This window comes from Pararoseomonas sp. SCSIO 73927 (assembly GCF_037040815.1).
GTDB lineage: Bacteria > Pseudomonadota > Alphaproteobacteria > Acetobacterales > Acetobacteraceae > Roseomonas.
In genome coordinates this window covers 4,963,577-4,977,566 of sequence record NZ_CP146232.1, presented here as the reverse complement: position 1 = coordinate 4,977,566, position 13,990 = coordinate 4,963,577, and the positions used below count along the sequence as shown (strand labels likewise).

Here is a 13,990-nt window from a genome sequence, read left to right as displayed (position 1 = left end):
CTTCGGGCGGAGCCGAAGAGTTCCGGAGGCGCGTGGCTTAATCAAGGCCCACGCTTCAGGGTCCACGCTTCAGGCCCCTCGCTTCAGGACCCCCGCGCGAGGGTGACGACCGCCTCCACCTGGGAGGACCAGAGGAACTGGTCTACCGCCACCGCGCCCGCCACCCGCCAGCCCGGCGCCCGGGCGAAGGGGACGAGGTCCCGGGACAGGGCGGCGGGGTTGCAGGAGACGTAGATCACCCGCGGCACGGTGGAGCGGGCAAGGATCGCGGCCTGCTCCGCGGCGCCGGCGAAGGGCGGGTCCAGTACGAGCGCGGCGGCGCCGTTCAGCTCGGGGGGGAGAAGCGGCTGGCGGACCAGGTCGCGTCGGGTCGCCTTCACGCGGGCACCGGCGCGGCCGGCGGCGGCGTGCAGGGCGGCGGCGGCCTCGGGCGCCCCCTCGAAGGCGTCCACCCGGCCCTTGCCGGCGAGCGGGAAGGTGAGGGTACCGAGGCCGGCGTGCAGCTCAATGATCCGGGGCTTGCCGGGCAGCCGCTTCGGCAGCCCGGCCAGCACGGCGGCGGCGATGGCGGCCTCGCCCTGCGGCGTGGCCTGCAGGAAGGCGCCGGGGGCTGGGCTGACGGCATTGCCCGCGAGCACGGCCTGCACCGGGCCGGACTGGGCGGCGATCTCCGGCGTATCGCGCGTGCCCTCCCTGGACCAGGCGATGCGGGGGATGCCGTTCGCCGCCGCGAAGGCGGCAAGCTTCGTGCGGTCCGCCGGGGTCAGCGCCGCGTCGGTCCGCAGCCAGAGGTCCGGGCCGCTGTCCAGCAGGTTCACCATGGCCGATCCCGCGCGCTTCAGGGCGGGCAGGCCCGACAGCATCGCGCGCAGCGGGGCCACCAGGGCAAGCAGGCGCGGGTCGATCACGAAACAGGCCGCCATGTCAAAGGGCTCGGCGCTGCCGCGGGCGTGGAAGCCGACCGTGATACCGTCCGGCCGGCGCCGCAGCGCGAAGTCTGCCCGGCGGCGGCTGTTGGGCGGGCTGGGGGTGGCCGGCTCCACCGCGATGCCCGGGAAGCCGGCGCGGGAGAGGGCCTCCACCACGCGGGCGGCCTTCCAGGCGGCGACGGCGGGCGGGGACAGGTGCTGCACGGCGCAGCCACCGCAGGTGCCGAAATGCGGGCAGGGCGGCGGGACGCGGTCGGGGGAGGGGGTCTCGACCGCCACAAGGGTGGCGGCGCGGCCCTCGCCGCGCGCTGGGCCGGGCTCGGCCTCCACGGTCTCACCGGGCAGGGCGAAGGGGATGAAGAGGGGGCGGCCGGCCCCCGTGCCTCCCGATGGTTCGCGGGCGATGCCGTCCCCGGCGGCGCCCAAGGCCTCGACTGTCACGCGCATGATGGTTCCTGAAACAGGAAGGGGCGGCCCCGAAGGACCGCCCCCTCTCGACGTCGTGCGGCGCGGATCAGCCGAAGGCGTTCAGCCCGGTCTGCGCGCGGCCGAGGATAAGGGCGTGCACGTCGTGCGTGCCCTCATAGGTGTTCACCGTCTCCAGGTTCATGACGTGGCGGATCACGTGGTACTCGTCTACGATCCCGTTGCCGCCGTGCATGTCGCGGGACACGCGGGCGATATCCAGCGCCTTGCCGCAGTTGTTCCGCTTCATCATGGAGATCATCTCCGGCGCGGCCTTGTGCTCGTCGAAAAGCCGGCCGAGCCGCAGCACGCCCTGCAGGCCGAGCGCGATCTCGGTCTGCATGTCCGCCAGCTTCTTCTGGATCAGCTGAGTCTGCGCCAGGGGCTTGCCGAACATCTTGCGGCCCAGCGTGTACTCGCGGGCGCGCATCCAGCAATCCTCGGCCGCGCCCAGCACGCCCCAGGAAATGCCGTAGCGGGCGCGGTTGAGGCAGGAGAAGGGGCCGGCGAGGGACTTCACGCCGGGCAGGCGGTTCTCCTCCGGCACGAAGACCTCGTCCATCATGATCATGCCGGTGACGGAGGCGCGGAGCGAGAGCTTGCCCTCGATTTTCGGGGCGGTGAGGCCCTTCATGCCCTTCTCGAGGATGAAGCCGCGCAGCACGCCCTCGTCGTCCTTCGCCCAGACCACGAAGACGTCGGCGATCGGGGAATTGGAGATCCAGGTCTTGGAGCCGGAGACGAGATAGCCGCCATCGACCTTCTTGGCGCGGGTGCGCATGGAGTTGGGATCGGAGCCGGCGTCGGGCTCGGTCAGGCCGAAGCAGCCGACGAACTCGCCGGTGCGGAGCTTCGGCAGATACTTGTCCTTCTGCTCCTCGGAGCCGAAGGCGTGGATCGGGTACATCACCAGAGAGGACTGCACGGAGAAGGCGGAGCGATAGCCGCTGTCCACCCGCTCCACCTCGCGCGAGATCAGGCCGTAGGAGACGTAGCCGACGCCGGCGCAGCCGTGGCTGTCCAGGGTCGCGCCGAGGAAGCCCATCTCCCCGAACTCGTTCATGATCTCGCGGTCGAAGTGCTCGCGCCGGGTCGCCTCGATCACGCGGGGCAGCAGCTTGGACTGGCAGAAGTCGCGCGCCGCGTCGCGGATCATGCGCTCGTCCTCCGTCAGCTGCTCCTCGAGCAGTAGCGGGTCCTCCCACACGAAGCTGCCCATCTTCTGCGGAACGCGGGCCTGCGGGGCCTCCGGCAACACCTGGGTGACGACGTTCATCTCAGCGTTCCTCTGATGGGCATAATCAACGCGGTCGCATCCTGCCCCAGGGGGCAGGCGAGTGCCAGCGACAGGAGGCGGGGAGGGGCCGGAACCCCTCCCGGCAGATCAGGCCGCCTCGGCCTCGTCGTCCCGCACCCGGCGCGGCCGGGGCAGGGGGATCAGCATGAAGGCGGGCACGGCGTCGCCGAAGCCGACCACGGCGGGGCCGAGATCGTCCTGGCGGAAGCGGCGGTCGTCGCGATCGCGGCGGCCGCCTTCGCGATAGCGGTCGTCGCGCGGGCGGTCGTCCCGGCGGGGGCGGTCCTCGCCGCGGGCCCGGTCATCACGAGAGCGGTCGTCGCGGCTCCAGTCGCGGCCGCTCTCTCGCGCGGCGTCGCGGTTCACCTCGTCCAGCACGCGGTCGGCGCCGCGGGTCTCACGGCCGCCGCGCTCCTCGCGGCGGGGCTCGTCCCGGCGCCTCTCATCCTGGCGCTTCTCATCCTGGCGCTTCTCGTCCCGGCGGGGTTCGTCGCGCCGGCCCTCGTCCTTGCGGGCATGGGCCTCGCGGCGGCCGCCCTCGCGGGCCTCGCCGCCGCGCTCGCGCCTGGTATCGCCGCGGCCGCGCTCACCCCGACCCGAATCACGGCCACCCCGGCCCTCGCCGCCACGACCCCGGCCGCGCCCGCGGCCGGTCGCCTTCAGCGCGGCCTGGATGTCCTCGGGGTCCACCGGGTCCAGCCCCTCGATGGTCATGGGCGGGATGGGGCGGCCCGTCAGGGTCTCCACCGCGGCCACGGCCTTGGCCTCGTCCGCGGTGGCCAGGGTATAGGCATGGCCCTCCCGCCCCGCGCGGCCGGTGCGGCCGATGCGGTGGACGTAGTCCTCAGCGTGGAAGGGCACGTCGAAGTTGAAGACGTGGGAGAGGCCGCCAATGTCGATGCCGCGCGCCGCCACGTCCGAGCAGACGAGGAGCTGCAACTCGTTGTTCTTGAACTTCTCGAGCGTGGCGAAGCGGACGGACTGGGCGAGGTCGCCGTGCAGGGCCCCCACGCTGAAGCCGTGCTTCTTCAGGCTCTTGAAGAGGACGTCCACCTCGACCTTGCGGTTGCAGAAGATCAGGGCGTTCTGAACCTGCTCCCGCTTGATGAGTCGGCGCAGGGCCTCCCGCTTGTCGCGCTCCCCCACCCAGAACAGGCCGGCCGTGATGGTGGTGGCGACCGAGGCGGGGGCGGAGACGCTGATCTCGCGCGGGTTCTGCAGGAAGGCGTCGGCCAGGCGCTTGATCTCCGGCGCCATGGTCGCGGAGAAGAACAAGGTCTGCCGCAGCTTCGGCAGCATGGAGACGATGCGCTCGACATCGGGGATGAACCCCATGTCCAGCATCCGGTCAGCCTCGTCGATCACCAGCACCTTGCAGTCCGCCAGCAGGATGCGCCCGCGGTCAAACAGGTCCAGCAGGCGGCCGGGAGTGGCGATGAGGACGTCCACGCCCTTCTCAAGCACGGCCTTCTGCTCATCCATGCTCTCGCCGCCGATCAGCAGCGCGTGGTTGAGGTTCAGGTACTTGCCGTACTTCACGAAGTTCTCGGCCACCTGAAGCGCCAGCTCGCGGGTCGGCTCCAGGATCAGGCTGCGCGGCATGCGGGCCTTGGCGCGGGAGCCGGCCAGGATGTCCATCATCGGCAGGACGAAGCTGGCGGTTTTGCCCGTGCCGGTCTGGGCGCAGCCCAGGACGTCGCGCCCCATCAGCACCACGGGGATGGCGGCTTCCTGGATCGGGGTGGGGTGGACGTAGCCCGTCTCCGCCACCGCCTTCAGGATGGGATCCGAAAGGCCGAGGTCGGCGAAGGTGGCGCGGGGCTCGGCTTCCTGCTCCTCCTCATCCTCGTCGTCCTCATCATCCTCCTCGTCATCATCCGCAGAGGACTCGTCGGAGTCGTCCTCCGCGCCGATCTCGCCGCCATCGGGGCCGGTCTCGCCAGGATCGGACTCGTCGTCGGGGCCGGTTGCGCCCGCGTCGGAAACATCGTCGGCCTCGGCGGAAGGCTCCGCGGTGGCCAGCAGCGGATCGGCCACCTCGAAGGCGGCGGGGCGTGCGGCGAAGCCCGGGGACTCGCCCTCGCCGACAGGGTCGCCGTCCGCAGCTCCCTGGATGCTGCCGGTGGCGCCCGCGTCGGGGGGATTCGCCGACATGTTCCCGGGCAGATCCTCGCGCACGGTCTCCGGGCGCTCGTCAGGAGAGCTGGTGTCGGCGGGGCGGGGCTGGTCGTGATCGCTCAAGCGTATTTCCCTGTGCCGCTGCCCGGCCTGCTGCGGCGGAGGGCGGCGAAAACTCGGCTGCGTGGTCAAAAATGGGGTCGGGCGCCGTGCGGCACTGCCGGAAGCGCCCGGCCGGTGGTCCGGCGTGGCGCGGCCGCGCCCGGACCGGCCGGGCATGCGTCCACGCGACACGCAGCCGCGTGCGCGCGATATGCGCCTGCGGCGCCCGCGATGCAAGGTTGCAGGCCGATTCCCGGGCTTTTCCAGCCCTCCCCGCCGGGTTGCCCGGTGTTGCGCGGCGTGTTTGACACGGTGGATGAGCCGCACGCCCCTCCTTCTCCTCCCCGGCCTGCTCTGCGACGCGCGACTCTGGCGGGACCAGATCGCGGGGCTGGAGGATGTGGCGGCGCCGGTGGTGGCCGATCTGACGCTGGACGAGGATCTGGGGGCGATGGCCTCGCGGGCCTTGGCAGCGATGGACGCGGCGGGAGCGGTGCGCTTCGCCCTGGCCGGGCTCTCCATGGGCGGCTACGCGGCCTTCGAGGTGATGCGGCAGGCGCCTGGGCGGGTGGAGCGGCTGGCGCTGCTCGACACATCCGCCCGGCCGGACACGCCGGAGCAGGCACGGCAGAGGCGGGGGCTGATGTCGATGACGCGGTCCGGCCAGTTCCGGGGCGTGACGCCGCGGCTGATCCCCCGCCTGCTTCACGAGGCGAACCAGGAGGGTCCGCTGGCCGAGGAGGTGATCGCCATGGCCGGGCGGGTGGGGAAGGAGGCCTTCCTGCGTCAGCAGGAGGCCATTCTCGGGCGGCCGGACTCACGGCCGGGGCTGGCGGCGATCGCCGTGCCCACCCTCGTCGCGGTTGGGGAGGCCGATGTGCTGACCCCGCCGGAGCTGGCGCGGGAGATGGCCGGGGGCATCCCCGGCGCGCGGCTGGAGGTAATCCCGGGCTGCGCGCACCTGCCGCCGATGGAACGGCCGGGGGAGGTGACCGCGCTGCTGCGGGGTTGGCTGGACTGAGTCTCCGAGCGGGGTGCTCGGAAACCCGGGCTCGGCCCAGCGGGTTTCCTCTCGCAGAAGGATCCCGGCATGACCAGCACCGATAAGAAGCCCATCGGCAAGACCCCCGCCGACAGTGCCCCCGAGGAGGGCTCCATTGTCGAACCGCGCGAGGCGGCGCGGGCGGCGGGGCTGCGATACGTCTCGGATACGCGGCCGGGAATCACGCGCCGTCCGAAGGGTGACGGCTTCGCCTACTTCGATGCCTCGGGCGATCCCGTGACGGAAGAGGCGGTGCTGGAGCGCATCCGCTCCCTCGCCATACCCCCGGCCTATACCGATGTCTGGATCTGCCCGCACGCGAACGGCCACATCCAGGCCACGGGGCGGGACGCCAAGGGGCGCAAGCAGTACCGCTACCATCCGCGCTGGCGGGAGACGCGGGACGCGACGAAGTACGAGCACATGGAGGAGTTCGCCGCCGCCCTGCCCGCGCTGCGCGCCCGGGTGGCGGCCGACCTGGCCCGGAAGGAGCTGTGCCGGGAGAAGGTGCTGGCGACCGTGGTGCGGCTGCTGGAGACGACCCTGATCCGCGTCGGCAACGACGACTACGCGAAGGAGAACGGGTCCTTCGGCCTCACCACCCTACGGAACAAGCACGTGAAGGTGGAGGGCCGGACGATGCGCTTCGCCTTCAAGGGCAAGAGCGGAAAGACCTGGAAACTCGGGGTGGAAGACCGGCGCATCGCCCGCGTGGTCAAGGCCTGCCAGGAGCTGCCGGGGCAGGAGCTCTTCGCCTGGCCCGCCGAGGACGGGACGATGCACGACGTCTCCTCCGGCGACGTGAACGACTATCTTCGCGAGGTGACCGGGCGGGACATCACCGCGAAGGATTTCCGGACCTGGTCCGGCACAGTGATGGCCGCGCTGGCGCTGCGCGAGTTCGAGGCCTTCGACAGCCAGACGGCGGCGAAGAAGAACGTGCGCGCGGCGATCGAGAACGTCGCGGCGCGGCTGGGCAACACGCCGACCGTCTGCCGCAAGTGCTACGTCCACCCCGACGTGATCGAGGGCTACATGGCCGGCCAGCTCGTGCTGGAGATGGCGGAGCGGGCGGAACAGGAGCTGCGGGAGGAGCTGGAGCAACTGCGGCCGGAAGAGGCGGCCGTGCTGGCCCTGCTGGCGCGGCTGAAGGCCGGGAAGGCCGCCGCCCCGCCCGCGAAGATCAAGGCAAAGGCGATGCGCGCCGCCGGGAAGGCGGCGACCCGGGGCAAGAAGGCGGTGGAGACCGTGGCGGCCGCCGCCTGAGCCGGGGAGCACCGCGCCGGCAGTGGCCAGCAGGGCCGCGAGGCCGGCGACGTCGCGCGGCCCGGCCCTACTCCACCTTCGTGCCGATGGCGCGGATCACGCCGGCCCATTTCCCCGTCTCGGCGCGGATGAAGGCGGCGAACTCCTCCGCCGTGCCGGGCTGGGCGACGGTGCCGACGGATTCCAGACGCGCGCGGATCTCCGGCTCCCGCAGGGTGGCCGTGAAGGCGGCGTTCAGCGCCTCCACGACCGGGGCCGGCGTGCGCGCGGGGGCAACGAGGCCGAACCAGCCGACCGATTCGTAGCCGGGTAGCCCCGCCTCCGCGAGGGTGGGCGCCTGCCGCATGGAGGAAACGCGCTCGGGCGTGGTGACGCCGAGAACGACGAGCTGCCCGCCGGCGGCGAGGCCGCTCACCGAGGCGAGGTCCACCACGGCGAGGTCCGTGTCCCCCGACACGGCCGCCGTCATCGCCGGGGCGCTGCCGCGGAAGGGAATGGGCTCGATCCGCAGCCCCGCCATCTGGTTGAACAGCTCCGCCGAGAGGTGCATGGCCGTGCCGTTGCCGCCATGGGCGACGGTGAGCGCGCCGGGCCTGGACTTCGCCACGACGACCAGCTCCGGCAAGGTCCTGACGCCGAGCCTAGGGTTGGCGACGAGGACGAAAGGTATCCCCGCGAGCATGGTGACGGGCGCGAGGTCCCGCAGCGTGTCGTAGGGCATGTTGGGGTAGAGGCTGGGGTTCACCGAGAGGGCACCGGCGGCCCCGATGCCGAGGGTATGGCCGTCCGGCGCCGCCTTCGCGACGATGTCCATGCCGATGTTGCCGCCGGCGCCGGGACGGTTGTCGATCACCAGGGGCTGGCCGAGGCGGGCCTCGATCCGGGGGGCCAGGATGCGGCCGATGACGTCGCTGCTGCCGCCCGGCGGAAAGGTGACGATCAGCCGGATGGGCCGGGCAGGGAAGGCCTGCGCGGCGGCGGGCCGGGCGGCGCCGGCCAGGGCCGCCGCGGTGATGGCGCGCAGGGCCGTGCGACGCCCGACGGGGCGATCCTCTCTCATGGTCCGTGTCCTCGTCTCGTGCTGCGCCGCCCCTCTTCGCGGGGGCGGTCGGTTCAGGCAGGCAGGGCTCAGGCAGCGATCCTGCGCGTGGCTGCCGTGGAGGCGCCGCGGAGGCGGTCGATCAAGGCCTCGGGGTCGGCGGGCACGGCGTTGCCGCGCCAGGCCACGTGCCAGTCCGGGCGGGAGAGGACGAGCGGGTGGTCGTAGCCCGCCGCCCTCGCGTCCTCCCCGTCCAGGTCCAGCAAGGTAAGGGGCATTCCGGCGCGCGCCGCCGCGGCTTCCAGCCCTGCCGTGTCCAGGGCCGGATCGAGGCGCAGCAGCGTGTAGCCCGGGCCCATGGCGTCCAGCAGGGAGCGCCCGTCCTTCAGCCAGAGGTGCGGCGTGCGGCAGCCCGGCACGGTGGAGGGGGTAAACTCGGACATGGTGTAGGCGGGGGGCTCCGCGCCGTCATGCGCAATGACCGGGGAGGCCGGGTAGAAGTAGCCGAAATTCAGCCCGCCGCAGCAGTACTGCTGCACGTTCAGGTCGTAGGCCTCCTGGCCGAGCCTGGCGCGCGCAGCGTCTCCCTCCGGCCCCGGCGCCTCGATGTTCGCGGGCACGCCGCCGCGCTGGCGCATCATCGCCAGCGCGTGGCCCATGGCGAAGCGGGAGACCTGCTCCGTGATCGGGCGGCGCTCGGCCTCGTAGGCGTCGAGCATGCCCTCCTCCGCCCAGCCGCGGATCACGGCGGCGAGCTGCCAGGAGAGGTTCACGGCGTCGGCGATGCCGGCGTTCATCCCGTAGCCGGCGTAGGGGATCCAGAGATGCGCCGCGTCGCCGCAGAGGAAGGCGCGGCCGTTGCGGAAGCGGTCAGCGACGAGGCGGCGGCCAACCCAGTCCTCCTGGCTGATGACCTCGTAGCGGAACTCCGGCCCGACGCCGAGGATGGTGCGGATGGCCCAGTCCCGGTCGACGGAGTCGAACTCCGTCTCGTGCTCGTGCAGGTGGTTGTGGACGAGCCACTCCTCCCTCCCGTCGATCGCGACGACGGTGCCGGACCGGCGGGGGTTGAGGGAGAGGAGCATCCAGGCGGGCTGACCGATGCGGTCGATCAGGTCCGGCGCGCGGATGAAGGTGGACTGCACGCGCTGCACCACCGGCGTGCCCTCCAGCCTCGCGCCCATGGCCCGGCGGATGGTGGAGCGGCCGCCGTCGCAGCCGACGACGTACCGGCATGCGATGTGGAAGGTGCCGCCGCCCTCCAACCTCTCCACCGTCGCGCGGACGCCCTCGCGATCCTGCTCGAAGCCCTCCACCGCGACGCGGTTCAGCACGCGGATGCCGGGCTTGGCCGACATCTGCGCGAAGAGGACGGGCTCGAGGAAGGTCTGGTTGATCCGGTGCGGCGGCTCCGGTGTCGGCCACCAGGTGTCCGGGCCGCCGGTGGCGGTGTAGCGGTCGCGGCGGCAGGGGATGGGGATCCGGGACAGTTCGAGGCCGGTGGAGGTCGTGCGGTAGGCACAGTCGTTCGGGAAGTCGGCGGGAAGCCCGGTGTTCCGCACCGCCTCCACCACGCCGAGGCGCCGGAACACCTCCATGGAGCGCGCGGAGACGTGGTTGCATTTCACGTTGGGCGGCTCACCGGGCGCGCGGCGCTCCGCGACGATCACGTCCACGCCCCGGGAGGCGAGGTCCATCGCGAGCACCATGCCGACCGGCCCGCTGCCGACCACGAGCACGTCCGCGCGCATCTCCTGCGGCATGGTCCCCCCACCTTCTTGTCCGTTCCTCTAAGGTCAATACCATGACCTTATGGCCGGAGCTCGGCAAGGGACTTCTGCCGCGGCGGGTCAGACGTCCACTTCGGCCTCGTCCAGCTTGGACGCGTTCTCCTGAATGAACCGGAAGCGCAGCTCCGGCTTTCGGCCCATCAGCGCCTCGATCAGGTCGGCGGTCTCGGCCCGCGCCTCCTGCGGCAGCACCACCCGGAGGAGCGTGCGCTTCCTCGGGTCCATCGTCGTCTCCTTCAGCGAGGCGGGCGGCATCTCGCCGAGGCCCTTGAAGCGGGAGACCTCGACCTTCTGGTTCGCCTTGAACTCGCGCTTCAGGATGCGCTCGCGGTCCGCGTCGTCCCGCGCGTAGACCGACTTGGCGCCGTGCTGCAGGCGGTAGAGGGGCGGCTGGGCGAGGAAGACCTTGCCCTCCCGCACCAGGGCCGGCAGCTCCTTGTAGAAGAAAGTCATCAGCAGGGCGGCGATGTGGGCGCCGTCCACGTCCGCGTCGGTCATGACGATGACGCGGCCGTAGCGCAGCTTCGCGAGGTCGAAGCGCTCGCCGACGCCGCAGCCCAGGGCCTCCACGAGGTCGCGCAGCTCCTGGTTGCCACGAAGCTTCTCCGTGGAGGCGGAGGCGACGTTCAGGATCTTGCCGCGCAGCGGCAGCACCGCCTGGGTCGCGCGGTCCCGCGCCTGCTTGGCGGAGCCGCCGGCGGAGTCACCCTCAACCAGGAAAAGCTCCGTGCTGGCCGCGTTCTCGCTGCTGCAATCCGCCAGCTTGCCCGGCAGGCGCAGCCGGCGGGTGGCGGACTTGCGCGGCGTGTCCTTCTGCTCGCGCCGGCGGATGCGGTCCTCGGCGCGCTCCACGGCCCAGGCCAGCAGGTTGTCCGCGGTGCGCGTATCGCCCGTCAGCCAGTGGTCGAAGTGGTCGCGAAGCCCGTTCTCGACGAGGCGGGCGGCCTCGGGAGAGGTGAGCTTATCCTTCGTCTGGCCCTGAAACTGCGGCTCGCGGATGAAGACGGAGACGGTGCCGGCGAGGCCGCCGAACAGGTCCTCCGCCGTCACGCTCGCGGCGCGCTTCTCCTTCTTCAGCTCGCCATAGGCGCGCAGGCCCTTCACCAGGGCGTTGCGGAAGCCCGTCTCGTGCGTGCCGCCCTGCGGGGTGGGGATGGTGTTGGCGTAGGTGCTGAGGAAGGCCTCGCCGCCCTCCAGCCAGGTGGCCGCCCACTCCGCGCGGCCGGCCCCGCCGGGGAAGGTCACCTCGCCGGTCCAGGGGTTGGGCACCACGGTGGGCCGGCCGGCGATGGAGGTGGCGAGGTAGTCGGCCAGCCCGCCCGGGAAGTGCAGCACCGCCTGGGAAGGGGTCTCGTCCTTCACCAGGGCGGGATCGCAGGACCAGCGGATCTCCACGCCCTTGTAGAGGTAGGCCTTGGACCGGCAGAACCGGTAGAGCCGCGCCGCCAGGAAGTGCTGCTTGCCGAAGATCTCCGGGTCCGGCCGGAAGCGGATGGTGGTGCCGCGGCGGTTCTGGACCGGCCCGGCGTTCTTCAGCTTCGCCAGCGGCTTCCCGCGGGAATAGGCCTGGGTGAACAGGGTGCGGTCGCGCGCGACCTCCACCTCCATCCGCTCGGACAGAGCATTCACCACCGAGGAGCCGACGCCGTGCAACCCGCCCGAGGTGTCGTAGGCCTTGCCGGAGAACTTGCCGCCGGAGTGAAGGGTCGTGAGGATCACCTCCAGCGCCGAGAGCTTCGGGAACTTCGGGTGCGGGTCCACGGGAATGCCGCGGCCATTGTCCCGCACGGTCAGCCAGTTGTCGGCCTCCAGCACCACCTCGATGCGATCGGCATGGCCGGCCACCGCCTCGTCCATGGCGTTGTCGATCACCTCGGAGGCGAGGTGGTGCAGCGCGTTCTCGTCCGTGCCGCCGATATACATGCCGGGGCGGCGGCGGACGGGCTCCAGCCCTTCCAGCACCTCGATGTCGGCCGCGGAATAGCTCTGCTGGGCCGGACCCTTGGGGGCGCGGCCACCGAATAGATCGTTCATGTCTTGTTCTGGTTCCCCGGCCCAACCTAGCCCGGTGGCACCCCAAAAAGCAACCGCCCCGGGCCTCTCGGCGCCGGGGCGGCTGGATTGTCGGCCTTGGGGCCACCGGGCTCGGCGGCCTCCGGGCCGCCGGGATCAATGACCCTTCAGGCCGGCGGATCAATCCTTGCCCTGCAGGTGGGCCTCGATCATCCACAGCATCTTGTCGAGCTCGCGGGAGACCTGGGTCAGAAGGTCGGAGGTGTCGGCGTCGCCGGCCTCGTCCGTCTGGTCGATGCCCTCGCGCAGCTCCTTCGCCATCTGGGCGTAGCGGTCGGCCAGCGCCGCGCAGTGCTCCAGCCCGTCCAGCAGCTTGCTATCGTAGCGCTCGATCCGCTTGGTGGAGCCGATCGTCTCCGTCGTGCCGTCCGGGATGCCGCCGAGCTGGACCGCGCGCTCCGCGATCTCGTCCGTCTGCTCGTTGAGGACCGTGTAGAACTCCTCGAACATCTTGTGCAGGCCGTAGAAGTGGCTGCCCTTGACGTTCCAGTGCGCCTGCTTTGTGGAGTTGGTCAGGTCGGCCATGTCGACGAGGCAGGCCTGCAGCACGCCGATAGAAACGGCCTTGCCGTTGCTCGGGGTGTCGTTGCGGGTGGGGATCTTGCCGGGAACCTTGCCGGCTTCGGTCTTGGTCGCCACTGGGCGCTCCTTTTCTCGAGTCCGATGGACAGGATCCATGATGGTGTGGATGCCGTCCTCGGCAACCCGAATGCGCGGCGCCGGGGAAGGTTTCCGGAACGGGGCTGACCCTATGGGAGAGCATGGCCGGGCCATGCGGCCGTGCTAGCCTCCACGCCCAAGCCCCGGAACGGGGCGGGACGGAGGAGATGGGCATGAGAACGAATCGCAGAACGATGTTAAGCGCCGCGCTGCCACTCGGCGCCGCGGGGCTGGTGGGGACCACGGCGGCGGAGGCGCAGGTCGCGGCCGGGCCGCGCACCCTGTTCGAGGTGCCGCAGATGACGGTGCCGGTGGTCGGCAGCGAAGCCGCTTTTCCCGTGCGCCGCGTCTACTGCATCGGCCGCAACTACGCCGCCCACGCGCGGGAGATGGGCAGCGACCCGACGCGCGAGCCGCCCTTCTTCTTCCAGAAGCCGGCGGACGCGGTGCAGTTCGTCGCGCCCGGCACGGTGGGGGACCATCCCTACCCGACGCTGACGCGCAACTACCACTACGAGGTGGAGTTGGTCGCCGCGCTGAAGTCCGGCGGGCGGAACATCCCCGCCGACCGCGCGCTTGAGCACGTCTACGGCTACGCGCTGGGCCTGGACATGACGCGGCGCGACCTGCAGCGCGGCATGGGCGACCAAAAGAAGCCCTGGGAGGTTGGCAAGTCCTTCGACCGCTCCGCCCCCATCGGGCCAATCCATCCGGTGGCCGGCACAGGGCACTTCACGAAGGGCGCCATCTCGCTCGCCGTGAACGGCCAGGTGAAGCAGAACGCGGACCTGTCGATGATGATCTGGAGCGTGGCGGAGCAGATCGCCAACCTGTCCCAGGCCTTCGAGCTGAAGGCAGGCGACATCATCTACTCCGGAACGCCGGAGAATGTCGGGCCGGTGGTGCCGGGCGACGTGATCCTCTGCAAGATCGAGGGGCTGCCCGACCTCTCGGTGCGGATCACGCCGGCGCAGGCCTGATCCTCGGACGTCGGGCTGCCCCCGGGGAGAGGAAGAAGGAATTCCTCCTCTCCCCGGACCCCTCACCATCATTCTCTTCTAGGCTTTGGGTTTACTCGGCTGACGGTGCGCCTCGGGTCGGTGACCCGAGGCGACTGCAAGGGCAGGAAGGCGCCCGTCAAGCGGAGATCCCGTTCCAGGACGGGGCGGCGGCAGCCAGACGAGGGTCCAAGGGCCTCAGGCCCTTGGC

General features: G+C 71.4%; 10 protein-coding genes. 3 read left to right on the top strand and 7 right to left on the bottom strand.

What is annotated here, in order from left to right:
- Nucleotides 1-83: 83 nt before the first annotated feature.
- The 3 genes from VQH23_RS23505 to VQH23_RS23495 form a co-directional block, all read right to left on the bottom strand.
- On the bottom strand, nt 84-1,376 hold the full coding sequence (locus VQH23_RS23505) for a TRAM domain-containing protein (RefSeq protein ID WP_338663089.1): 1,293 nt from the start codon (nt 1,374-1,376) through the stop codon (nt 84-86).
- 67 nt (nt 1,377-1,443) lie between these two features.
- Nucleotides 1,444-2,670: an acyl-CoA dehydrogenase gene (locus tag VQH23_RS23500; protein ID WP_408904253.1), complete on the bottom strand. Its 1,227-nt coding sequence runs from the start codon at nt 2,668-2,670 to the stop codon at nt 1,444-1,446.
- A 108-nt stretch (nt 2,671-2,778) separates the two neighbouring features.
- Nucleotides 2,779-4,932 (bottom strand): DEAD/DEAH box helicase, encoded by a 2,154-nt coding sequence (locus VQH23_RS23495; protein WP_338663088.1) that lies wholly within the window; start codon nt 4,930-4,932, stop codon nt 2,779-2,781.
- 295 nt (nt 4,933-5,227) lie between these two features.
- Here VQH23_RS23495 and VQH23_RS23490 point away from each other — a divergent pair, with 295 nt between their 5' ends.
- A complete protein-coding gene (locus VQH23_RS23490; RefSeq protein ID WP_338663087.1) occupies nt 5,228-5,932 on the top strand; it encodes an alpha/beta fold hydrolase in 705 nt (234 codons plus the stop codon).
- A 69-nt stretch (nt 5,933-6,001) separates the two neighbouring features.
- On the top strand, nt 6,002-7,219 hold the full coding sequence (locus VQH23_RS23485) for a DNA topoisomerase IB (protein WP_338663086.1): 1,218 nt from the start codon (nt 6,002-6,004) through the stop codon (nt 7,217-7,219).
- A 67-nt stretch (nt 7,220-7,286) separates the two neighbouring features.
- Here VQH23_RS23485 and VQH23_RS23480 read toward each other — a convergent pair whose 3' ends face one another.
- From VQH23_RS23480 to dps, 4 genes are all read right to left on the bottom strand, one after another.
- Nucleotides 7,287-8,279 (bottom strand): tripartite tricarboxylate transporter substrate binding protein, encoded by a 993-nt coding sequence (locus VQH23_RS23480; protein WP_338663085.1) that lies wholly within the window; start codon nt 8,277-8,279, stop codon nt 7,287-7,289.
- Nucleotides 8,280-8,347: 68 nt separating this feature from the next.
- Nucleotides 8,348-10,021 (bottom strand): FAD-dependent oxidoreductase, encoded by a 1,674-nt coding sequence (locus VQH23_RS23475; protein WP_338663084.1) that lies wholly within the window; start codon nt 10,019-10,021, stop codon nt 8,348-8,350.
- Nucleotides 10,022-10,108: 87 nt separating this feature from the next.
- The gene (gene parE, locus VQH23_RS23470) at nt 10,109-12,082 is read right to left on the bottom strand and encodes a DNA topoisomerase IV subunit B (protein WP_338663083.1); all 1,974 of its coding nucleotides are present in this window, start codon (nt 12,080-12,082) and stop codon (nt 10,109-10,111) included.
- Nucleotides 12,083-12,241: 159 nt separating this feature from the next.
- Entirely contained in the window at nt 12,242-12,760 is a 519-nt protein-coding gene (dps, locus tag VQH23_RS23465; protein WP_338663082.1) for a DNA starvation/stationary phase protection protein Dps, read from the bottom strand.
- A 320-nt stretch (nt 12,761-13,080) separates the two neighbouring features.
- On the opposite strand from dps, the gene VQH23_RS23460 reads away from it, so the two are divergent.
- Nucleotides 13,081-13,761 (top strand): fumarylacetoacetate hydrolase family protein, encoded by a 681-nt coding sequence (locus tag VQH23_RS23460; RefSeq protein ID WP_408904354.1) that lies wholly within the window; start codon nt 13,081-13,083, stop codon nt 13,759-13,761.
- The last annotated feature ends 229 nt before the right edge of the window (nt 13,762-13,990 follow it).